Below are 24,012 nucleotides of genomic sequence, written 5' to 3' on the forward strand. Positions count from 1 at the left end.
GTGGACGAAGTCGACAAGCTCCGGTCATATCTGCGCCGTGCCGTCGATGACGCGCAGGCGTTGCGCCGGCGTACCCGCGAGCTGGAGGAGGCGGCGCGCGAGCCGCTGGCGATCGTGGGCATGGCGTGCCGTTTTCCCGGCGACGTCCGCAGCCCGGAAGACCTGTGGCGGGTCGTCAGCGACGGCGTCGATGCCATCAGCGGCTTCCCGACGGACCGCGGCTGGGACCTCACCAAGCTGCTGGACCCCGACCCGGAGCGCTCCGGCACCTCCTCGGTGGCCAGCGGCGGCTTCCTGTCCGAGGCGGCGGAGTTCGACGCCGGCTTCTTCGGCATCAGCCCCCGCGAGGCGACGGCGATGGATCCGCAGCAGCGGGTGTTGCTGGAGACCGCCTGGGAGGCGTTCGAGCGGGCCGGCATCGACCCGGACGGACTGCGGGGCAGCAAGACTGGCGTCTTCGTCGGCGCTACGAACCTTGAGTACGGCGCGCGTCTGCAGGACGGTGCCGAGGGGTTCGACGGCTACCTGCTGACGGGCACCAGCGCGAGCGTCATCTCCGGGCGGGTCGCCTACGCGCTCGGGTTGCAGGGCCCTGCGGTGACCGTGGACACCGCGTGCTCGTCGTCGTTGGTGGCGCTGCACCAGGCGGCGCAGGCGCTGCGGCGCGGGGAGTGCGAGCTCGCGCTCGCCGGCGGCGTCGCGATCATGGCGACGCCGGGCATGTTCGTGGAGTTCAGCCGGCAGCACGGGCTGGCCGCCGACGGCCGGTGCAAGCCGTTCGCCGCGGCTGCGGACGGCACGGCCTGGGCCGAGGGCGCCGGGCTGCTCGTGCTGGAACGGCTCTCCGACGCCCGCGAGCGCGGGCACCGGGTGCTGGCCGTGATCCGCGGCTCGGCGATCAACCAGGACGGCGCCAGCAACGGTCTGACCGCGCCGAACGGGCTGGCGCAGGAGCAGGTGATCCGCGAGGCGCTGACTGCCGCGGGGCTGTCCGCGGACGAGGTCGACGCGGTGGAGGCGCACGGCACCGGCACCACCCTCGGTGACCCGATCGAGGCTGAGGCACTGATCGCGACCTACGGTCAGGACCGGCCCGAGGGCCGGCCGCTGTGGCTGGGATCGCTGAAGTCGAACATCGGCCACACGCAGGCGGCTTCCGGCGTCGGCGGCGTGATCAAGATGGTCATGGCCCTCCAGCACGGCGTGCTGCCCCGGACCATCCACGTCGACGAGCCCTCGCGGCACGTCGACTGGGAGTCCGGCGCGGTGGAACTGCTCACCGAGGCGCAGACGTGGCCTGAGACAGACCGTCCGCGGCGGGCCGGTGTCTCGTCGTTCGGTATCAGCGGCACCAATGCGCACGTGATCATTGAGTCGGCCCCGGACGCCGACGTCGGTGCCGAGGCCGACGCTTCCGCCCCGGACACGCCGGAAGTGGTGCCGTGGGTGATATCCGCCGCGGACCCGCAGGCGCTGCGCGCGCAGGCCGCCCGGCTGGCGTCGTGGGCCGCCGGCGACGTGCCGATCGCCGCCGTCGGCGCGGCTCTGGCCGGCGACCGGGCCATGCTGGACCACCGTGCCGTGGTCGTCGGCGCCGACCGTGACGAGCTCGTCGCGAACCTGCGCACGGTGGCCGAGGGTGCTAGCGCGCTGGGCGCGGTCACCGGCAGCGGCCCGGTCGGCACGGCTGGCAGGGCTGGCACAGCTGGCCCGGCTGGTTCGGCCGGCCCGGTGGCGTTGCTGTTCGCCGGCCAGGGCAGCCAGCGACCCGGCATGGGAGCTGGTCTGGCGGCGGCGTTCCCGGTGTTCGCCGAGGCGCTGGAGGAGATCTGCCGGGTTCTGGATCCCCTGCTGGAGCACCCGATCCGGCCGACCATGTTCAGCGACCCTGAGGGCGTCCTCGACCAGACCGGGATGACGCAGCCCGCGCTGTTCGCCTTCGAAGTGGCCTTCCACCGGCTGCTCTCCTGGCTGGGCGTCGGCGGGGACGTGCTGGCCGGTCATTCGGTCGGCGAGATCGCTGCCGCGCACGTCGCCGGAGTGTTCTCGCTGAGCGACGCCTGCGCGCTGGTCGCGGCCCGCGCCCGGCTGATGCAGGCGCTGCCCGAAGGCGGGGCGATGCTCGCGGTCGAGGCGGCCGAGCCCGACGTGCGGCCGCTGCTCGGCGCGGGCCTGGACCTCGCGGCCGTCAACGGGCCTTCGCAGGTCGTGGTCTCCGGGACGCAGACCGCCGTAGCGGCGATGGCGGCCGACCTGGACGCCCGAGGCGTGCGGAACCGACGGCTGCGCGTCAGCCACGCGTTCCACTCGGAGCTGATGAAGCCGATGCTGGCGGAGTTCGCCTCGGTGGTCGCGGGCCTGACGCTCGCCGAGCCGCGGATGGCGCTGGTCTCGGCGCTGACCGGCCGGGCCGTGCGGGCCGGGGAGATGACCGACCCGGCGTATTGGGTACGGCACGTGCGCGAGACCGTGCGGTTCGCCGACGCCGTGCACGCGATGCGCGACGCCGGCGCGCGCACGTTCGTCGAGGTCGGGCCGAGCGGCGTGCTGATGGCGACGGCCACCGCCGCCGTCGAGCAGGACCCGGCCGCGGACGTGGCGCTGCTGGCGCTGTTGCGCCCGGACCAGGACGAGGCGCGGGCGCTGGTCACCGGGCTCGGGCGGCTGCACGTCCAAGGCGTGCCGGTCGACTGGCGGAGCTACCTGGCCGGCTGGGACGCGCAGCGGGTCGAGCTGCCCACGTACGCCTTCCAACACCGGCGCTACTGGCTCCGGACCCCGGCCGCGACGGACGCGGACGGACTGGGACAGAGCTCTGCGAAGCACGGCCTGCTGGGAGCCGCGGTCGCGCTCGCGGGTTCCGACGAGGTGCTGCTGACCGGCCGGCTGTCGCTGGGCTCGCACCCCTGGCTCGGCGACCACCGGGTCGGCGCGGCGGCGGTGGTGCCGGGGACGGCCCTCGTCGAGCTGGCGATGCGGGCCGGCGACGAGGTCGGCGCCGCCGGGGTGGAGGAGTTGACGTTGCAGGCGCCGCTGGTGGTGCCGGAGCGCGGCGGTGTGCAGATCCAGGTCGTGGTCGGGGCGCCGGACGAGGCGGGACGCCGGGAGGTGGGCGTCCATTCGCAGCCCACAGGTTCGGCGGTGGGCGATCCGTGGGTTCAGCACGCCGAGGGCACGCTGGCGTCCGAGACGGTCGGCAGCGGGAGCCAGGGCTCTGATCTGCGGCAGTGGCCGCCGGCGGGTGCCGTGCCGGTGGAGCCGGACGCGGAGTTCGAGGATCTGGCGCCGACCGGTCTGCACTACGGACCGGCGTTCCGTGGCCTGCGAGCGGTGTGGCGGCGTGACGACGAGCTGTTCGCAGAGGTCGAACTGCCTGAGGACGTCGAGTGGTCGGGCTTCGGTCTGCACCCCGCGCTGTTCGACGCCGCGCTGCACGCGATCTGGTTCGGCGACCTCGTGGCGCACCCCGACGCTCCGCTGCTGCCGTTCTCCTGGCGCGGGGTCTCCCTGCTGGCCACGGGAGCCACGGCCCTGCGCGTGCGGCTGACCTCGGTCGGCGCCGACACCATCAGCCTGGACATCGCCGACGGCAGCGGCGCTCCGGTGGCGACGGTGAGCGCCCTGCACCTGCGGGAAGCATCCGTCGACCAGCTGGAGCGCGCGTCTGCGGCGATCGGTGACTCGCTGTTTCGCATGGAGTGGTCGCCGGTCCCGGCCGGAGCACCGGACCCTGCGGCAGGCACGGGTACCTGGGCCGTCCTCGGCGACGATCCAGGGCTCGGATTCAGCCAGAGCGTCCCGACGTATCCGGACCTTGAGGCGCTGGGTGCGGCGGTCGAGGCCGGCGCGGCGATGCCCGACCACGTCCTGCTGCCCTGCCTGCCGGGTGAGTTCGGCGACGGCGGTTCGCAGGTCGCGCACGCCGCTCGGCAGGCCGCGCACCAGGTCCTGGACGTCGTCCGGACCTGGCTGGACGACCAGCGGTTCGCGGACTCCAGCCTGGTCGTCCTCACTCGGCGGGCCGTCGCGGCCGGCGACCCGGCGGGCTCCCTGGACCTGGCCGCCGCCCCGTTGTGGGGTCTGCTGCGCACCGCGCGCTCGGAGAACCCCGGCCGGTTCGTGCTGGCCGACGTCGATGAGCTCGCCGGATCCGGCGACCTGGTCCTGGCCGGCGCGAAGCTCGGTGAGTTCGCGGTCCGTGACGGCGAGCTGCGCGTGCCCGGGCTCGCGCGGGCGGCGTCGTCCGGCGCGCTCCAGGTCCCGCATGGAGTTTCTGCTTGGCGGCTGGACGTCGCAGAGCGCGGAAGCCTCGACGCGCTGCGCGTCATCGAACGCTCCGACGTGTCCGGTCCGCTGGGCCCCGGCGAGGTCCGGGTGGGAATCCGGGCCGCGGGCGTGAACTTCCGGGACGCGCTGAACGTCCTCGGTATGTATCCCGGTGAGGCCGGCCTGCTCGGGCTGGAGGGCGCGGGCGTGGTCCTCCAGACCGGTCCGGGCGTGACCGACCTGGCGCCCGGCGACCGGGTGATGGGCTTGTTCCCCGGGGCCTTCGGGCCGGTGGCCGTGGCCGATCGGCGGATGATGGCGCCGGTCCCGGCCGGCTGGTCGTTCGCCGAGGCCGCGACCGCGCCGGTGGTCTACCTGACGGCCTACCACGGCCTGGTCGACCTGGCCGGTCTGCGCGCCGGCGAGTCGGTCCTGATCCACGCGGCGGCCGGCGGCGTCGGGATGGCGGCCACGCAGCTGGCCCGACACCTCGGCGCCGAGGTCTACGGGACGGCCAGCCCCGGCAAATGGGACGCGCTGCGGTCCTGGGGGTTGGAGGGGGCGCACGTGGCCTCGTCCCGGACCCTGGACTTCGAGCACGCATTCCTGACCGCCACCGACGGTCGCGGCGTGGACGTGGTCCTGGACTCCCTGGCGCGCGAGTTCGTGGACGCCTCGCTGCGGCTGCTGCTGCGCGGCGGGCGCTTCCTGGAGATGGGCAAGACCGACATCCGCGACGCGGATCAGGTCGCCGCTGACCATCCGGGCGTCCAGTACCAGGCGTTCGACCTGATGGACGTCGGCCCGGACCGGATCGCCGAGATGTTCCAGGCTTTGGCAGGGCTCTTCGAAAGCGGCAGCCTGCGTCCGCTGCCGTTCGCCGCCTGGGACGTGCGGCGCGCGCCGAACGCGCTGCGTCACCTGAACCAGGCGCGCAACGTCGGGAAGGTCGTCCTGACCGTTCCGTCGGCACCGGATCCGGACGGGACCGTGTTGGTGACCGGCGCCTCGGGTGCCCTGGGCGGGTTGCTGGCGCGGCACCTGGTCGCCGCACGAGGTGTGCGTCGGCTGGTGCTGCTGAGCCGGCGCGGTGCCGACGCCCCGGGTGCCGCCGAGCTGGTCGCCGAGCTGGAAGCGCTCGGCGCCACCGCGCGGTTCGAGGCCTGCGACGCCGCTGATCGGCAGGCGCTCGCCGCGGTGATCGCCTCGATCGGGCCGGACCATCCGCTGACCGGGGTGGTGCACGCCGCCGGTGTGGTGGACGACGGAGTGATCGGCTCGCTGTCCGCGCCGCGCGTGGACGCCGTGATGCGGCCGAAGGTGGACGCCGCGTGGCATCTCCACGAGCTGACCCGCGGACTCGACCTGTCGATGTTCGTGCTGTTCTCGTCGGTGTCGGCGACCTTCGGCAGCGCGGGGCAGGCGAACTACGCGGCCGCGAACGCGTTCCTGGACGTGCTGGCCGCTCATCGACACGGCCTCGGCCTGCGCGCCACTTCGCTGGCGTGGGGGCCGTGGGCGCAGACCAGCGCCCTGATGGCCGCGATGAGCGGCGTCGACCACGAGCGCCTCGCGCGTGGGGGCATGATCCCGCTGTCCGCCGAGCACGGCATGGCGCTGTTCGACGCCGCAGATGCCCCTGGCGAAGCCGTTCTGCTGCCGGTTCATCTGGACCTCGCCCGGCTGCGAGCCGAGGGCGACGCTGTGCGGCCGCTGTTGCGCCGGCTGGTCCGGGCTCCGGGCCGCCGACGCGCCGAGCAGGCGGCACGCGCGGGTCGTGCAGGTGCCGGTGTTGGTGGCGCGGACGTGGCCACCCGGCTGGCCGGACTGTCCGCCGAGCAGGCGACGGCTGAGGTCCTGGAGGTGGTGCGGGCGAGTGTGGCGGACGTGCTGGGGCACTCCCGCGCCGACGCCCTGGATCCCGGGCGGACCTTCCGCGAGTCGGGCTTCGACTCGCTGACCGCCGTGGAGCTGCGCAACCGGCTGGCCGCCGAGACCGGGCTCCGGCTGCCGGCCACGTTGGTCTTCGACTACCCGACTCCGGCGGAGCTCGGCGAGTTCCTGCGTGCGGAGCTGGTGGGCGACATTGTCGAGGCGGACGTGGCCGTGTCGCAGAACACGGTGTCACCGGCCGCCTCCGCCGATGCTGACGCCGACGCCGATCCGATCGCCATCGTAGGCATGAGCTGCCGCTACGCCGGCGGTGTCGAGTCGCCGGAAGGGCTCTGGGAGCTGGTGGCGCGCGGTGGCGACGCCATCGGTGCCTTCCCCGCCGACCGTGGCTGGGCCGAGGACCTCTACGACCCGGACCCCGGCGCGGCGGGCAAGAGCTATGCGCGCGAGGGCGGGTTCCTGTACGGCGCCGGGGAGTTCGACGCGGCCTTCTTCGGGATCAGCCCGCGCGAGGCGGTGGCGATGGACCCGCAGCAGCGGCTGCTGCTGGAGGCGTCGTGGGAGGCGTTCGAGGACGCCGGCATCGATCCCGCGGGCCTGCGGGGGAGCCGGACCGGGGTGTTCACGGGGCTGATCTACCACGACTACGCGCAGGGCGGCGCCGCCACTCCCGGCACCGAGGGGTATCTCAGCACCGGTGGATCCGGGGGCGTGGCCTCGGGGCGCGTGTCGTACACGTTCGGCCTGGAGGGCCCTGCGGTGACCGTGGACACCGCGTGCTCGTCGTCACTGGTGGCGCTGCACTGGGCGGTGCAGGCGCTGCGGTCCGGCGAGTGCGACCTGGCGCTGGCCGGCGGGGTGACCGTGATGGCCACCCCCGACACGTTCGTTGACTTCTCGCGGCAGCGGGGCCTGGCGCGCGATGGCCGGTGCAAGGCGTTCTCCGACGATGCGGACGGCACCGGCTGGGGCGAGGGCGTCGGCGTGCTGCTGGTCGAGCGGCTGTCCGAGGCCGAACGGAAGGGCCACCGGGTGCTGGCCCTGGTGCGGGGCAGCGCGATCAACCAGGACGGCGCCTCCAACGGCCTGACCGCCCCGAACGGTCCCTCGCAGCAGCGGGTGATCCGGCAGGCGCTGGCCAACGCCGGCCTGACCACCGCCGACGTGGACGTGGTGGAGGCGCACGGCACCGGTACCACGCTCGGCGACCCCATCGAGGCGCAGGCACTGCTGGCCACCTACGGCCGGGGCCGGCCCGCGGACCGTCCGCTGCTGATCGGCTCGGTGAAGTCGAACATCGGGCACACCCAGGCGGCCGCCGGGGTGGCGGGCGTGATCAAGATGGTCGAGGCGATGCGGCACGGCGTGGTGCCCGAGTCGCTGTACGTCGGCGAGCCGTCGTCGCACGTGGACTGGTCGGCCGGGGCGGTCGAGCCGGTCCGGGCGGCCACGCCGTGGCCGGAGGTCGGGCGGCCGCGCCGGGCGGGCGTGTCCTCGTTCGGGTTCAGTGGGACGAACGCGCATGTGATCGTCGAGCAGGCGCCGCAGGGTGCTGAGTCGGTGGCTGTGCCCGAGCCGGTCACGACTACCGACGGAACGTTGCCGTGGGTGGTGTCGGCGAAGTCGCCGGAGGCGCTCGCCGACCAGGCGCGGCGGTTGCTGGAGCACCTTGACCGGAACCCGGAGGTCGCGCCGACGGAGGTCGGGCACGCGCTGCTGGGGCGTTCGGTGTTCGAGCAGCGGGCGGTGGTGATCGGTCGGAAGTCGGCTGACTTCCGGGGCGGCTTGGCGGCGTTGGCTGCGGGTGATCCTTCTGCGCACGTGGTGACCGGCGCTGCGCCAGGTCGGTTGAGCAAGACCGTCTTTGTCTTCCCGGGTCAGGGTTCGCAGTGGCTGGGCATGGGTGTCGGGCTGATGGGCTCGTCGTTGGTGTTCGCGGAGTCGATGCGGGCTTGTGCGGCGGCTTTGGAGCCGTTTACGGGTTGGGATCTGATTGAGGCGTTGTCTGGGGATCTTGATCGCGTTGATGTGGTGCAGCCTGCGTTGTGGGCGGTGATGGTGTCGCTGGCCCGGTTGTGGGAGTCGCTGGGTGTGACGCCGGATGCGGTGGTGGGCCATTCGCAAGGGGAGATTGCCGCCGCGCACATCGCCGGTGTGTTGTCGCTGGAGGATTCCGCTCGGATTGTGGCGCTGCGTTCGAAGTCGCTGGCCGGGATTGCCGGTCGGGGCGGGATGGTGTCGGTTCCGCTTGCCGCATCCGATGCTGAGGATTTGATCGCCCCGTGGTCGGGTCGGTTGGCTATCGCGACGGTGAACGGGCCGTCGTCGACGGTCGTTGCCGGTGAGATCGAGGCCGTGGACGAGTTTCTGGTCCATTGTGAGGCCGAGGGTGTTAGGGCTCGTCGGATCCCGGTGGACTATGCCTCGCACACCGCGCAGGTTCAGGCGTTGCGTGGCGAGTTGCTGGAGGTGCTGGCTCCGGTCGCGCCGCAGCAGGCGACGGTCGCGTTCTATTCGACGGTGGCCGGTCACGTCGGTGGTTCGATGGCTGACACCACGGTGATGGGTGCCGAGTATTGGTACGACAACTTGGCCAGCACGGTCGATTTCCATGCCGCCACGCGCGCTCTGCTTGAAGACGGCCACTTGTTGTTCGTCGAGGCCAGCCCGCATCCCGTGTTGACCGGCGCAATCCAAGAAGCCGCCGAAGAGTACGCGGTCGCTGTCACCGGCACTCTGCGCCGCGATGACGACAGCTGGGACCGGCTGCTGGCTTCCGTGGCCACCGCCGCGACCCACACCGCCGTGGACTGGGCCGCCTTCTACCCCGCGACCCGGCCGGGCCACCTCGGCCTGCCGACCTACCCCTTCCAGCGTCAGCGTTACTGGATCGAGCGCACCTCCGGCTCCGCCGATCCGCACAGCATGGGCCTGCGCGCCGCCGAGCACGGTCTGCTCGGTGCGGCCGTGGTGCTCGCGGACGGTGAGGGGCGCCTGTTCACCGGGCGCCTGTCGCTGCGCAGCCATCCCTGGCTGGCCGACCACGCCGTCCACAGCCCGCTGCTGCCCGGGACGGCGCTGGCCGAACTGGCGCTGCACGCCGGCGAGGCCGTGGAAGCACCGTGGCTGGAAGACCTCGTCCTGGAGGCGCCCCTTGTCATCCCGGCTTCCGGGGGCGTGCACCTCCAGGTGTACGTGTCAGCCGCCGACGACGACGGCCGTCGGGCCCTGACCATCCACTCCCAGCCCGACGGTGCCGCCCCCGAGGATGCCTGGACACGTCATGCCACCGGTGTTCTGACGTCGCAGGCAGCTGCTGTCCCGGACTGGGACGAGTGGGCAGGTCCGGCGGTCTGGCCTCCGGCCGGTACCACCTCCGTGTCCGTCGCAGACCTCTACGACCGCCTCGCCGACCTCGGCTACCACTACGGCCCGGCCTTCCAGGGTCTGACCGCGGCGTGGAGGGCCGGCGACACCCTCTATGCCGAGGTGGCGCTCCCGGCCGACCTCGCCGACGCCGACCAGTACGGCATCCACCCGGCGCTGTTCGACGCCGCGCTGCACCCGATCGCCGCCACGGGTCCCGATCCGGACGCGGGCCAGGTGCTGCTTCCGTTCGCGTGGTCGGACGTGCGGCTCCACGCCGTCGGCGCGCGCACCCTGCGCGTCCAGATCGCCCCCGCCGACGCCGGCGCGGTCCGGGTCCGGCTCGCCGATCCGGCCGGGCAACCGGTCGCCGAGGTCGGGTCGCTGGCGATGCGGCCGCTTTCGGTCGCCGAGCCGGCGACGGCCGAGGCCTCCGCGGTGACCGAGAACCTGTTCCGGCTGGCGTGGACACCGGTGTCCGCCACCGGCTCATCCGCGGCCGGTCGGGTCGTGTTCCTCGTCCGGGATGTGCCCGAGGCGCTGGTCGACGTGTGGCCCGACGCGGCCGTGGTCGCGAGCCGTTCCGAACTCGCGGCGCTCGCGGCCGGCGCTGTCGCCGCCGTGCCGGACCTGGTTGTCGCGACCGGCCTGATGGAGAACTCCGGCCTCGCTGAAGGCGATGTCCCCGGATCCGTGCGCGAGGCTGCTCAGTACGCCCTGGAAACAGCGCAGGCGTGGCTGGCCGACGAGGCCTTCGCCGACAGCAGACTGTTGATGCTCACCCGGGGTGCGGTGGCCGTCGGCTCCGAGCAGCGCACGGACCTCGCCTCGGCACCGGTCTGGGGCCTGCTGCGCAGTGCGCAGACGGAGAATCCAGGCCGTCTCGTGCTCGTCGACATCGACGAGGACCCGCGCTCCCTGCAAGCCCTGCCGGCTGCGCTCGCCATCGGTGATGGCGATGGTGATGGCGATGCGCAGTTCGCGGTGCGTGAGGGAGTAGTGCTGGTGCCGAGGCTCGTCCGGGCCGGTGCGGCCGGCGGCGCGCTCATGCCGCCGCCGGGCCGTACGCCGTGGCGGCTGGACGTGACCAGCCGCGAGACCCTGGACGCGCTGTCCCTGGTCCCGGCCCCGGAGTCGGCCCAGCCGCTGCTGCCGCACCAGATCCGGGTGTCCGTGCGCGCGGCCGGGCTGAACTTCCGCGACGTGCTCATCGCGCTCGGCGTCTATCCGGGCGCCGCCTCCATGGGGATGGAGGGGGCCGGGGTAGTCACCGAGGTCGGCTCGGACGTGGCCGGACTGCGGCCCGGCGACCGCGTGACGGGGTTGATGGCCGGCGCGTTCGGCCCGGTGGCGGTGACCGACCACCGGCTGGTCGTCCGGGTTCCGGACGCCTGGTCGTTTCAGGACGCGGCGTCGGTGCCGACGGTGTTCGTCACCGCCTACCACGGCCTGGTGAACCTGGCCGGGGTGCAGCCGGGCGAATCGGTGCTCGTGCACGCGGCGGCCGGCGGGGTGGGTATGGCCGCGGTGCAGTTGGCGTGGCATCTGGGTGCTGAGGTCTACGGCACCGCGAGCGCCGGAAAGTGGGACGCGCTGCGTGCTTCCGGTCTGGACGAGGGGCACATCGCCTCGTCGCGGACGCTGGAGTTCGAGCAGCGGTTCCTGGCCGCGACCGGTGGTCGGGGCGTGGACGTGGTGCTGGACAGCCTGGCCGGGGAGTTCGTGGACGCCTCGCTGCGGCTGCTGCCGCGCGGCGGGCGCTTCATCGAGATGGGCAAGACCGACCTGCGCGATCCGCAGGCCGTGGCCCGGGCTCATCCCGGGGTCGACTACCAGGCGTTCGACCTGGCCGCGGCGGCGCTCGCGGACCCGGACCTGTTCCAGCGGATGCTGGCCGAGGTCGTCGCCCTCTTCGAGCGGGGCGCGCTGACGCTCTCGCCGGTGCGGACCTGGGACATCCGGCGCGCCCCCGACGCCTTCCGGACGCTCAGCCAGGCGCAGCACGTCGGGAAGCTGGTCCTGACCATGCCGCCGGAATGGGACCCGCAGGGCACGGTCCTGATCACCGGCGGCACCGGGACGCTGGGCGCGCAGATCGCCCGGCACGTCGCGGCGACCGGCCGGGCCGGTCACCTGGTCCTGCTCGGCCGGCGCGGCCCGGCGGCCCCGGGTGCGGCGGAACTGGTCGCGGAGCTGACCGCGTCGGGCGTGGCGGTGACCATCTCTGCGTGCGACGCCGCCGACCGGGACGCGCTGGCGGCGGTGCTGGATGCGATACCGGCCGAGCATCCGCTGACCGCGGTCGTGCACGCGGCGGGCGTGCTCGACGACGGTCTGGTCGGCGGGCTGACGGCGGAGCGGCTGCGGATTGTGTTCCGGCCCAAGGTCGACGCCGCCTGGAACCTGCACGAGCTCACGCGGGATGCTGATCTGGCCGCGTTCGTCCTGTTCTCCTCGATGGCTGGCGTGTTGGGCAGCCCTGGCCAGGGGAACTATGCGGCGGCGAACGTTTTCCTCGACGCGTTGGCCGAGTATCGGCACGCTCAGGGGCTTGCGGCGACCTCACTCGCGTGGGGTCTGTGGGAGCAGCGCAGTGCCATGACCGGGGAGGTGGATCAGGAGGATCTGGCCCGGCTGGGCCGGTTCGGCCTGCTGCCGTTGCGTTCGCAGGACGGGGTGGCGCTGTTCGACGCTGCGGTCGCCCTTGACGAGCCGACCGTGGTCCCGGCGCGGGTGGACGTGGCCCGGTTGGCGCGGGCCCAGGGCTCCGGCGCCGGCTCGGGCGTGGGCTCGGTGCCTGCGGTGCTCAGAGCGCTGATGCCGTCGCGGGCGGTGCGGCGGGTCGCGGCCGTCGGCGGTCCGGTTGCCGGTCGGCGGTTCGCCGGGATGTCGGCGGCGGATGTCGAGCGCGAGTTGCTGGATCTGGTGCGGGCCCATGCCGCTGCGGTGTTGGGGCATGCGGCTGTGGACCAGATCCGGCCGGACGGTGCGTTCCGGGAGTTGGGGTTCGACTCGTTGTCGGCGGTGGAGCTGCGTAACCGGCTGGCCTCGCTGTTCGACGTGCGGTTGTCCGCGACGGCGGTGTTCGACTACCCGACCCCGGTGGCTCTGGCCCGGTTCCTGCGCAGCGAGTTGTCGGGTGAGCCGGTGTCGGTCGCCGGACCGGTGGCGGCCGCTATGGCTTTGGACGAGCCGGTTGCCATCGTGGGCATCGGGATTCGGCTTCCCGGGGGCGTCAGCTCTCCGGAGGACCTGTGGGACCTGGTCGTGTCCGGCCGTGAGGCGATCGGTGGGATGCCCACTGACCGGGGTTGGGACGTGGAGGGGTTGTACGACCCCGATCCCGACCGTCATGGCAAGACCTATGCCCGTGAGGGCGGGTTCCTGTATGACGCGGCGGAGTTCGACGCGGGGTTCTTCGGGATCAGTCCGCGTGAGGCCACGGCGATGGATCCGCAGCAACGGTTGCTGCTGGAGGTTGCCTGGGAGGCGTTCGAGCGGGCCGGTATCCGTCCGGAGTCGGTGCGCGGCAGCCAGACCGGCGTGTTCGTCGGCGCTATTGCGCAGGACTACGGGTCGATGACGACGCCGGGTTTCGACGGCTATCTGCTGACCGGCAGGACGACCAGCGTCATCTCCGGCCGACTGGCCTATGCACTGGGGCTGGAGGGGCCTGCGATCACGGTGGACACCGCGTGTTCGTCGTCGTTGGTGGCGCTGCACCAGGCGTCGCAGGCGCTGCGCCAGGGCGAGTGCTCCCTGGCCGTGGCCGGTGGCGTGTCGGTGATGGCGACGCCTGGGTTGTTCACGGAGTTCAGTCGGCAGAGAGGGCTGGCGGCCGATGGCCGGATCAAAGCGTTCGCAGAAGCGGCGGATGGCACGGGCTGGGGCGAAGGCGTCGGTGTTGTACTGCTGGAGCGCCTTTCGGATGCTCTCGAAAAGGGCCATCAGGTATATGCGGTGGTTCAGGGTTCTGCGGTCAACCAGGATGGTGCCAGCAATGGTCTTACTGCGCCTAACGGGCCGTCGCAGGAACGGGTGATCCGGCAGGCGCTGGCCAACTCCCGGCTGACCCCGGACGAGGTCGACGCGGTCGAGGCGCACGGCACGGGCACCACGTTGGGTGACCCGATCGAGGCGCAGGCGCTGATCGCGACCTACGGCCAGAACCGGTCCGAAGACCGGCCGTTGTGGCTGGGGTCGTTGAAGTCGAACGTCGGTCACACGATGGCGGCCGCGGGCATCGCCGGCGTGATCAAGATGGTCATGGCGCTTCAGCACGAGACGTTGCCGATGACGTTGCGGGTGGACGCGCCGACGTCACACGTCGACTGGTCGGCCGGTGCGGTGGAGCTGCTGACCGAGACTCGGGCGTGGCCGGATCCCGGACGTCCGCGGCGGGCCGGGGTGTCGTCGTTCGGGATCAGTGGGACCAATGCGCACTTGATCCTGGAGCAGGCCCCTGAGGCCGCGGACGCGGAGACGCCGGAACCGGCGACGAGCACGGACGGGACGGTGCCGTGGGTGCTGTCGGCGAAGTCGCCGGAGGCGCTTGCCGAGCAGGCGCGGCAGCTGTTGGGACGTCTCGATGTCCGTCCGGAACTCACGCCGTCGCAGGTGGGGCATGCGCTGCTGGGGCGTTCGGTACTTGAGCAGCGAGCGGTGGTGATCGGCCGGGAGTCTGCTGATTTCCGGGATGGTCTGGCGGCGTTGGCTGCCGGTGATCCTTCGGCTCGCGTGGTGACCGGTAGGGGGGTTACGGAGTCCGGCAAGACGGTGTTCGTGTTTCCGGGTCAGGGTTCGCAGTGGTTGGGCATGGGCGTCGAGTTGATGGGCTCGTCGTTGGTGTTCGCGGAGTCGATGCGGGCTTGTGCGGCGGCGTTGGAGCCGTTTACGGGCTGGGATCTGATCGAGGCGCTGTCTGGGGATCTTGATCGCGTCGATGTGGTGCAGCCTGCGTTGTGGGCCGTGATGGTGTCACTGGCGCGTCTCTGGGAGTCGTTCGGCGTGACGCCGGATGCGGTGGTGGGTCACTCGCAAGGTGAGATCGCCGCCGCGCACATCGCTGGTGTGTTGTCGCTGGAGGATTCCGCTCGGATTGTGGCGCTGCGTTCGAAGTCGCTGGCCGGGATTGCCGGTCGGGGCGGGATGGTGTCGGTGCCGCTTGCCGCGTCCGATGCGGAGAGCCTGATCGCCCCGTGGTCGGATCGGTTGGCTATCGCGACGGTGAACGGGCCGTCGTCGACGGTCGTTGCCGGTGAGATCGAGGCCGTGGACGAGTTTCTGGTCCACTGCGAGGCCGAGGGTGTTCGGGCTCGGAGGATCCCGGTGGACTACGCCTCGCACACCGCGCAGGTGCGGGAGCTGCGTCAGGAACTGCTGGAGGTGCTGGCTCCGGTCGAGGCACACCAGGCGACAGTCGCGTTCTACTCCACAGTCTCCAGCCATGTCGGCGGTTCGATGGCCGACACCACGGTGATGGGCGCCGAGTACTGGTACGACAACCTGGCCAGTACCGTCGACTTCCACGCTGCCACGCGCTCGCTGCTCGACGACGGTCACGTGTTGTTCGTCGAGGCCAGTCCGCATCCGGTGTTGACCGGTGCGGTGCAGGAGGCCGCCGAGGAGTACGCGGTCGCTGTCACCGGCACGCTGCGCCGCGATGACGACAGCTGGGATCGGCTGCTGGCTTCGCTGGCCGTTGCCGCGACCCACACCACCGTGGACTGGGCCGGCTTCTACCCCGGCACTCACCCCAGCGCTCTCGACCTGCCGACGTATCCGTTCCAGCGCGAACGCTTCTGGCTGCCGGCGTCGGAGAGCGTCGGGTCGGCGGTGGCGAGTGGGCAGGCGGCGGTCGAGCATCCGTTGCTCGGTGCCGTGGTGGAGTTGGCGGGTTCCGACGGTGTGGTGCTGACCGGCCGGTTGGCGCTGTCGTCGCTGTCGTGGCTGGCTGATCATGCGGTGGCAGGCAGCGTTCTGTTGCCGGGCGCGGCGTTTGTGGAGCTGGCGCTGCGTGCTGGTGACGAGGTGGGCGCCGACCTGGTGGAGGAGCTGACGCTCCAGGCGCCGCTGGTGCTGGCTGAGACCGGTGAGGTGCAGCTGCGGGTCGAGGTCGGCGAGCCCGATGAGGCCGGTCGGCGCGTGGTGGAGGTTCACTCGCGGCCTGGTGGTGCGGTCGTTGGCTCGCCGTGGACGTGTCATGCCGCTGGTGTGCTGGCCACCGGCGGCGCGCAGTCGCCGTGGGACGCGCGCGAGTGGCCGCCGACCGGGGCGACCGTGGTTGCGGCGCCGGATGGCGGTTGGTATCTGTGGCTGGCTGCGACCGGCTATGAGTACGGTCCGGCGTTCCAGGGGTTGCAGGCGGTGTGGCGGCGTGGCGATGAGGTGTTCGCCGAGGTCCAGCTGCCGACGGATCGGCACGCCGAGGCGACCGCTTTCGGGATCCATCCCGCGGTGCTCGACGCTGCCCTGCATGCGGCGTTGGTGACCGGCGCGGAGGATGAGCCGCTGCGGCTGCCGTTCGCGTGGACGGATGTGCGGCTGCATGCGACCGGCGCGACGAGCGTGCGCGTGCGGCTGGCCGCCGCGGGCCGCGATGCGCTCCGGGTGGACGTCGCCGACGCCGACGGTGCACCGGTCGCCTCGGTCGGTTCGCTGGCGATGCGGCCGGTCGAGGCTGATCGGCTCGGCGGCATGCGGGATGCGCTGTTCCGGATGGAGTGGGTCAGTCGGCCGGCCCCGGCCCCGGCCGCCGCCGCGGCTTCGCTGGCCCTGGTCGGCGAGGACGGGCTCGGTCTCGGCGGCGTGGCAGCGATCCGGTGCACGGACCTGGCCGAGCTCGATGCCAGCGCCGGACACGACTTTGTCCTGGCCGCTTTCTCCGGCGCGGTCGCCTTGTCCGATGGCGCAGGCTCCGGCGCGGCTGCCTTCTCCGGCGCGGTCGCCTTGTCCGATGGCGCAGGCTCCGGCGCGGCTGCCTTCTCCGGCGCGGTCGCCTTGTCCGATGGCGCAGGCTCCGGCGCGGCTGCCTTCTCCGGCACGGCCGTCTTGTCCGATGGCGCAGGCTCCGGCGCGGCTGCCTTCTCCGGCACGGCCGTCTTGTCCGATGGCGCAGCTTCCGGCGCCGCTGCGTTCTCCGGCACCGCCTTGTCCGATGGCGACTTTTCCAGCGACTCGGCGCGCGCCGAACTGCTCAAGGCCCTGTCGCTGGTCCAGGCGTGGCTCGGCGACGAGCGGTTCGAGGGCATGCGCCTGGCAGTGGTCACGCGCGGCGCCGTGGCGGCCGGTGACACCCGGCAGCCTGATCTGAGCACCGCCCCGGTGTGGGGCCTGCTGCGCTCGGCCCAGGCGGAGAACCCAGGGCGGTTCGTTCTTGTCGATCTCGATGAGGACGAGCGCTCCGTCCAGGCTCTGCCCGCCGCGTTGGCCGGCGGTGAGCCGCAGTTCGCGATCCGTGCCGGTGAGCTGCTGGTGCCGCGGCTGGTTCGCGCCGCGCCCGGCAGTGTCCTGACACCGCCGCCCGGTCAGGCGGCCTGGCGGCTGGACGCGACGGTTCCCGGCACCTTGGACGCGCTGTCGCTGGTGCCCGCGCCCGACGCGGTCCGGCCGCTGCTGCCGCACGAGGTCCGGGTCGCCGTGCGCGCGGCCGGGCTGAACTTCCGTGACGTGCTCATCGCGCTCGGCGTGTATCCGGGTGCGGCGTCGATGGGCAACGAGGGCGCGGGCACCGTCGTGGAGGTCGGGTCGGCGGTCGCGGACCTGGCGGTCGGCGACCGGGTCATGGGCCTGATCCCCGGCGCCTTCGGGCCGCTGGCGGTGGTGGACCGCCGCCTGGTCGCGCCGGTCCCCGCCGACTGGGACTTCGAGCAGGCGGCCTCGGCCACCACGGTCTTTCTGACCGCGCTCTACGCCCTCACCGACCTGGCCGGGCTCCGGGCCGGCGAGCGGCTGCTGGTTCATGCGGCGGCTGGCGGCGTGGGTATGGCTGCGGTGCAGTTGGCGCGGCATCTGGGTGCTGAGGTCTACGGCACCGCGAGCGAGGGCAAGTGGGACGTGCTGCGCGCGGCCGGGCTCGACGACGAGCGCATCGCCTCCTCGCGCACGGCCGAGTTCGAGAGCCGCTTCGGCACGGCTACCGCGGGCGCCGGGATGGACGTCGTCCTGGACTCGCTCAGCGGCGAGCTGGTGGACGCCTCGCTGCGGCTGCTGCCGCGCGGCGGGCGCTTCATCGAGATGGGCAAGACCGACGTCCGCGACCCCGGGCAGATCGCGCAGCGGCACGCTGGAGTGCACTACCGCGCGTTCGACCTGATGGAGGCCGGTCCGGACCGGATCGCCGAGCTGCTCGCCGAGCTGGTGGACCTGTTCGAGGCGGGGACGCTGCGGCCGTTGCCGGTCCGCGCGTCCGACATCCGGCGGGCGGCCGAGGCGTTCCGCTTCATGAGCCAGGCCCGGCACGTCGGCAAGCTCGTGCTGACCATCCCGCCGGCGCCGGACCCGCAGGGCACGGTGTTGATCACCGGTGGCACCGGGACGCTCGGCGGGCTGCTCGCGCGGCACTACGCGCAGGCAGGCCGGGCCGGTCATGTGGTGCTGGTCAGCCGCCGGGGCGCCGATGCCCCGGGCGCCTCGGAGCTGGCCGCCGAACTGGCCGGACTCGGCGTGGGCACGACGTTCGCCGCCTGCGACGCGGCTGATCGTGACGCGTTGGCCGCGGTGATGGCCGCGATCCCGAGCGAACATCCGCTGACAGCGGTCGTGCATGCCGCAGGCGTGCTCGACGACGGCCTGCTGACGTCGCTGACGGCCGAGCGCGTCGACCGGGTGTTCCGACCGAAGGCGGACGCGGCCTGGAACCTGCACGAGCTGACTCGGGATGCTGATCTGGCCGAGTTCGTGCTGTTCTCGTCGATGGCCGGTGTTCTGGGCAGCCCGGGCCAGGGGAACTATGCGGCGGCGAACGTCTTCCTCGACGCGTTGGCTGAGTATCGGCGCGGGCAGGGGCTTGCAGCGACTTCGCTTGCCTGGGGTCTGTGGGAGCAGCGCAGTGCCATGACTGGGGACGTGGACTGGGAGGACCTGGCCCGCTTCGGCCGGTTCGGGCTGCTGCCGTTGCGGTCGGCGGAGGGCGTCGCGCTGTTCGACGCGGCGGTCGCGCTCGACGAGCCCACCGTAGTTCCGGCGCGGATGGACGTGGCCCGGTTGGCGCGGGCTCAGGGTTCGGATGCGGGCTCGGTGCCAGTGGTGCTGGGGGCGCTGGTGCCGTCGCGGGCGGTGCGGCGGGTCGCGGCTGCTGGCGGCGGTTCGGCGGCGGGTCGCAAGTACGCCGGGATGTCGGCTGCCGATGTCGAGCATGAGTTGCTGGATCTGGTGCGGGCTCATGCCGCGACGGTCTTGGGCCACGCGGCGCCGGATCAGATCCGGCCGGACAGTGCCTTCCGGGAGCTGGGGTTCGACTCGCTGTCGGCGGTGGAGCTGCGCAACCGGCTGACCTCGGTGATCGACGTGCGGATGTCGGCGACGGCGGTGTTCGACTACCCCACGCCGGCGCTGATGGCCCGGTATCTGCGCGGCGAGGTGCTCCGCGATGCGACGCCGGTCGCAGAGCCGACGGCGGCTGCCGTCACGCTGGACGAGCCGGTGGCGATCGTGGGCGTCGGGGTCCGGCTGCCCGGCGGCGTCGGGTCGCCCGAGCAGCTGTGGGAGCTCGTGGTGTCCGGCGCTGAGGCGATCGGCGGGATGCCGACCGACCGGGGCTGGGACGTCGAGGGTTTGTACGACCCCGATCCTGACCGGCCCGGCAAGACGTATGCGCGTGAGGGCGGCTTCCTCTACGACGCGGCCGACTTCGATGCGGGGTTCTTCGGGATCAGTCCGCGCGAGGCCACGGCGATGGATCCGCAGCAGCGGTTGTTGCTGGAGGTCGCCTGGGAGGCGTTCGAGCGCGCGGGCATCCGTCCGGAGTCGGTGCGCGGCAGCCAGGCCGGGGTGTTCATCGGTGCGGTGGCGCAGGACTACGGGTCGATGACCACGCCCGGGTTCGACGGCTACGTGCTGACCGGCAGGACCACCAGCGTGATCTCGGGTCGGCTGGCCTACTTCCTGGGGCTGGAGGGGCCTGCGATCACGGTGGACACGGCGTGTTCGTCGTCGTTGGTCGCTCTGCACCAGGCGTCGCAGGCGCTGCGCCAGGGGGAGTGCTCGCTGGCGGTGGCCGGTGGCGTGTCGGTGATGGCGACGCCCGGGCTGTTCACGGAGTTCAGCCGACAGCGCGGGCTGGCCGCCGACGGCCGGATCAAGGCGTTCGCCGAGGCGGCCGACGGTACCGGTTGGGGCGAGGGCGTCGGCGTCCTGCTGCTGGAGCGTCTGTCCGACGCGCGGAGGAACGGCCACCAGGTGCTCGCGGTGGTGCGGGGCAGCGCGGTCAACCAGGACGGCGCTAGCAATGGTCTGACAGCGCCGAACGGTCCGTCGCAAGAGCGGGTGATCCGTCAGGCCCTGGCCAACTCCCGGCTCACAGCGGACGAAGTCGATGCCGTCGAAGGGCACGGTACCGGCACGACACTCGGTGACCCGATCGAGGCGCAGGCACTGATCGCGACCTACGGCCAGAACCGGCCCGAGGACCGGCCGCTGTGGCTGGGTTCGCTGAAGTCGAACATCGGGCACACGATGGCGGCCGCGGGTGTGGCCGGCGTGATCAAGATGGTCATGGCGCTTCAACACGAGACGTTGCCGATGACGTTGCGGGTGGATGCGCCGAGCTCGCACGTCGATTGGTCGGCGGGCTCTGTGGAGCTGCTGACCGAGACTCGGGCGTGGCCGGATCCCGGACGTCCGCGCCGGGCCGGGATCTCGTCGTTCGGCATCAGTGGCACCAACGCGCATGTGATCGTCGAGCAGGCGCCGCAGGATGCTGAGTTGCCGGATGTGCCCGAGCCGCGGGTGGCGACCGGTGGGGTGCTGCCGTGGGTGGTGTCGGCGAAGTCGCCGGAGGCGCTGGCCGAGCAGGCGCGGCAGCTGCTGGACCATCTCGATGCCCGGCCGGAGGCGGCACTGTCGCAGGTGGGGCATGCGCTGCTGGGGCGTTCGGTGTTCGAGCACCGGGCGGTTGTGGTCGGTCGGGAGCCGGGAGACTTCCGCAATGGGCTGGCGGCGCTGGCCGTTGGTGACCCCGCCGTCAATGTCGTGACCGGCAAGGCGTTCGCCGAACCTGGGAAGACGGTGTTCGTGTTCCCAGGTCAGGGTTCGCAGTGGTTGGGCATGGGTGTCGGGCTGATGGGCTCGTCGTCGGTGTTCGCGGAGTCGATGCGGGCTTGTGCGGCGGCGTTGGAGCCGTTTACGGGCTGGGATCTGATTGAGGCGTTGTCTGGGGATCTTGATCGGGTTGATGTGGTGCAGCCTGCGTTGTGGGCGGTGATGGTGTCGCTGGCTCGGCTATGGGAGTCGCTGGGTGTGACGCCGGATGCGGTGGTGGGTCATTCGCAGGGCGAGATCGCGGCGGCGCACATCGCTGGTGTGTTGTCGCTGGAGGATTCCGCTCGGATTGTGGCGCTGCGTTCGAAGTCGCTCGCCGGGATTGCTGGTCGGGGCGGGATGGTGTCGGTGCCGGTTGCGGCAGCCGATGCCGAGGATCTGATCGCCCGGTGGTCGGGTCGGTTGGCTGTCGCGACGGTGAATGGGCCGTCGTCGACGGTGGTTGCCGGTGAGATCGAGGCCGTGGACGAGTTGCTGGCCTTCTGCGAGGCGGAAGGCGTGCAGGCTCGGCGGATTCCGGTGGACTACGCCTCGCACACCTCGCAGGTGCAGGTATTGCATGACGAGCTGCTGGAGCTGCTGGCTCCGGTCCAGGCGCGTGCGGCGACGGTCGCGTTCTACTCCACGGTGGCCGGTCATGTCGGCGGTTCGATGGCTGACACGACGGTGATGGGTGCCGAGTACTGGTACGACAACTTGGCCGGCACGGTCGATTTCCACGCCGCCACGCGTGCTCTGCTCGGTGATGGCCACACGTTGTTTGTCGAGGCCAGCCCGCATCCGGTGTTGACCGGTGCGGTGCAGGAGACGGCCGAGGAGTACGCGGTCGCTGTCACCGGCACTCTGCGCCGCGAGGACGACAGCTGGGAGCGCGTGCTGGGTTCGCTCGCCACCGCAGGCAGCAACACTGCCGTGGACTGGGCCGGCTTCTACCCCGGTGCCCACCCTGACGCCCTGGACCTGCCCACTTATCCGTTCCAGCGCGAGCGTTACTGGATCCGGCCGACCACCGGCACCGACCCCGAGGCCGTCGGCCTGCACTCCGCCGGCCACGGTCTGCTCGGCGCCGCGGTCGACCTCGCCGACGGAGAGGGCCACCTGTTCACCGGCCGTCTGTCGCTGCGCGACCAGCCCTGGCTGAACGACCACGCCGTCCACGACGTCCCGCTGTTGCCGGGCACGGCGTTCGTTGAGCTGGCCCTCCACGCCGGGCAGGCCTCCGGCGCGCCCTGCGTCGCAGAGCTCGCGATCGAGGCGCCCCTCACCCTTCCGGCCGGCGGCGCGCTCCAGCTCCAGGTGCACGTGGCGGCCGCAGACGGCGACGGCCGCCGGACCCTGGCCATCCACTCCCGGCCGAGCGACGCCGAATCCGACGCGCCGTGGTCCCGTCATGCCACCGGCGTGCTGACGTCGCAGGACGCTGCCGTCCCGGACTGGGACGCGTGGGCCGGGACGGCGGTCTGGCCTCCGGCCGGTGCGGCCCCGGTACCCGTCGCAGACCTCTACGACCGCCTCGCCGACCTCGGCTACCACTACGGCCCGGCCTTCCAGGGCCTGACCGCGGCCTGGCGGCTCGGCGACCCGGACACCGGAACCCTCTTCGCTGAGGTGAGCCTTCCGGCTGACCTCGCCGACCTCGCCGACTCCGACACCGACGGCTACGGCATCCATCCGGTCCTGTTCGACGCCGCACTCCATCCGATCGCGGTCGCCGGGACCGAGGAGGTGCTGCTTCCCTTCGCCTGGTCCGACGTGCGGCTCCACGCCGTGGGCGCCCGGTCCCTGCGCGTGCGGATCAGCCGGTCCGAGGCCGGGACGCTGAGCGTGCAGCTCGCCGATCCGGACGGCCGCGCGGTCGCCGAGGTGGGATCGCTGGCCGTGCGGCCGCTTCCCGCCGGGCAGCTGACGGCCGCGCCGGCAACGGATGATCGCCTGTTCCAGGTGGCCTGGACAGCTATTCCCGCCGCGGAAGGTGCGGGACTGCCCGGCTACGCCGTGATCACGAGCCGCCAGGACCTGGTCGCGCTGCTGGCCGACGACACCACTGGCGTCCCCGAGCTGGTCGTCGCCACGGGCTTGCTGGAGTTGTCCGACGCTGTCGGGGACGTTCCGGCCGCCACCCGCGCCGCCGTCCAGTACGCGCTCGACTTGTCGCAGACCTGGCTGGCCGAGGCGCGGCTGGCCGGAAGCCGGCTCGTGTTCCTCACCAAGGGAGCGGTCGCGGTCGATCCCGATACCGAGTCGCCCGCCCTCGCCGGCGCCGCAGCCTGGGGTTTGCTGCGCGCGGCACAGAGTGAGAACCCTGACCGCTTCACCCTGATCGATCTGGACGACGCCGCCACGTCCCTGGGAGCGGCGCTGGCGAGCGCCGAACCGCAGATCGCCGTCCGCAGCAGGGACGGCGACAGCCCTTTGTCCTATGTCCCTCGCCTCGTCAGGGCGACCCGGCCCGACTCCGAACCGAGCGGACCGATGGAGGGCGGCACGGTACTGATCACCGGTGGCACCGGAACCTTGGGCCGGTTGCTCGCACGCCACTACGCCGAGGCCGGTCGGGCCAGCCATGTCGTGCTGGTCAGTCGGCGGGGAGCAGATGCGCCCGGCGCGTCGGAGCTGGCTGCCGAGCTGGCCGGACTCGACGTGGGAGTCACCTTCGCCGCCTGCGATGCCGCCGATCGCGACGCCTTGGCCGCTGTGCTGGCCGCGATTCCGGATGAGCATCCGTTGACGGCCGTGGTCCATGCCGCCGGAGTGCTGGACGACGGTGTCCTGACCTCGTTGACCGCCGAGCGCGTGGACCGGGTGCTTCGTCCGAAGGTGGATGCGGCCTGGAACCTGCATGAGCTGACCCGAGACAGCGATCTGACCGAGTTCGTGCTGTTCTCGTCGTTGGCTGGAGTGCTGGGTAATCCAGGTCAGGCCAACTATGCGGCGGCGAACGTCTTCCTGGACGCGCTGGCCGAGCGCCGCAGGGCCGAGGGTCTGCCGGCCGTCTCGCTGGCCTGGGGTCAGTGGTCTGAGCGCAGCGGCATGACCGGTCATCTGGACGATGCGCAGGTAGCGCGGCTGTCCCGGCTGGGCGTCGAGCCGGTCACTGCGCAGGAAGGTCTGGCGCTGTTCGACGCCGCCTTGCGCACGGATGCCGCTTGCCTGGTCCCGGCCCGGATCGTCCCGGCGACGCTGCGTACGCAGGCGGAGAACGGCACCCTGCCGGTCCTGCTCCGAGGC

1 protein-coding gene (running past one end of the window) is annotated in these 24,012 nt (G+C 72.2%); it reads left to right on the top strand.

Annotation, left to right across the window (positions count from 1 at the left end):
• On the top strand, positions 1-24,012 hold the 5' portion of the coding sequence (locus GWK61_RS56110; protein WP_323747450.1) for a type I polyketide synthase. The gene runs 5,271 nt beyond the window's last position; the window shows 24,012 of its 29,283 coding nt (coding positions 1-24,012); it begins with the start codon at positions 1-3; its stop codon lies beyond the right edge, outside the window.

It is taken from the genome of Catenulispora rubra, from assembly GCF_015356825.1.
GTDB classification, from domain to species: Bacteria; Actinomycetota; Actinomycetes; order Streptomycetales; family Catenulisporaceae; genus Catenulispora; species Catenulispora rubra.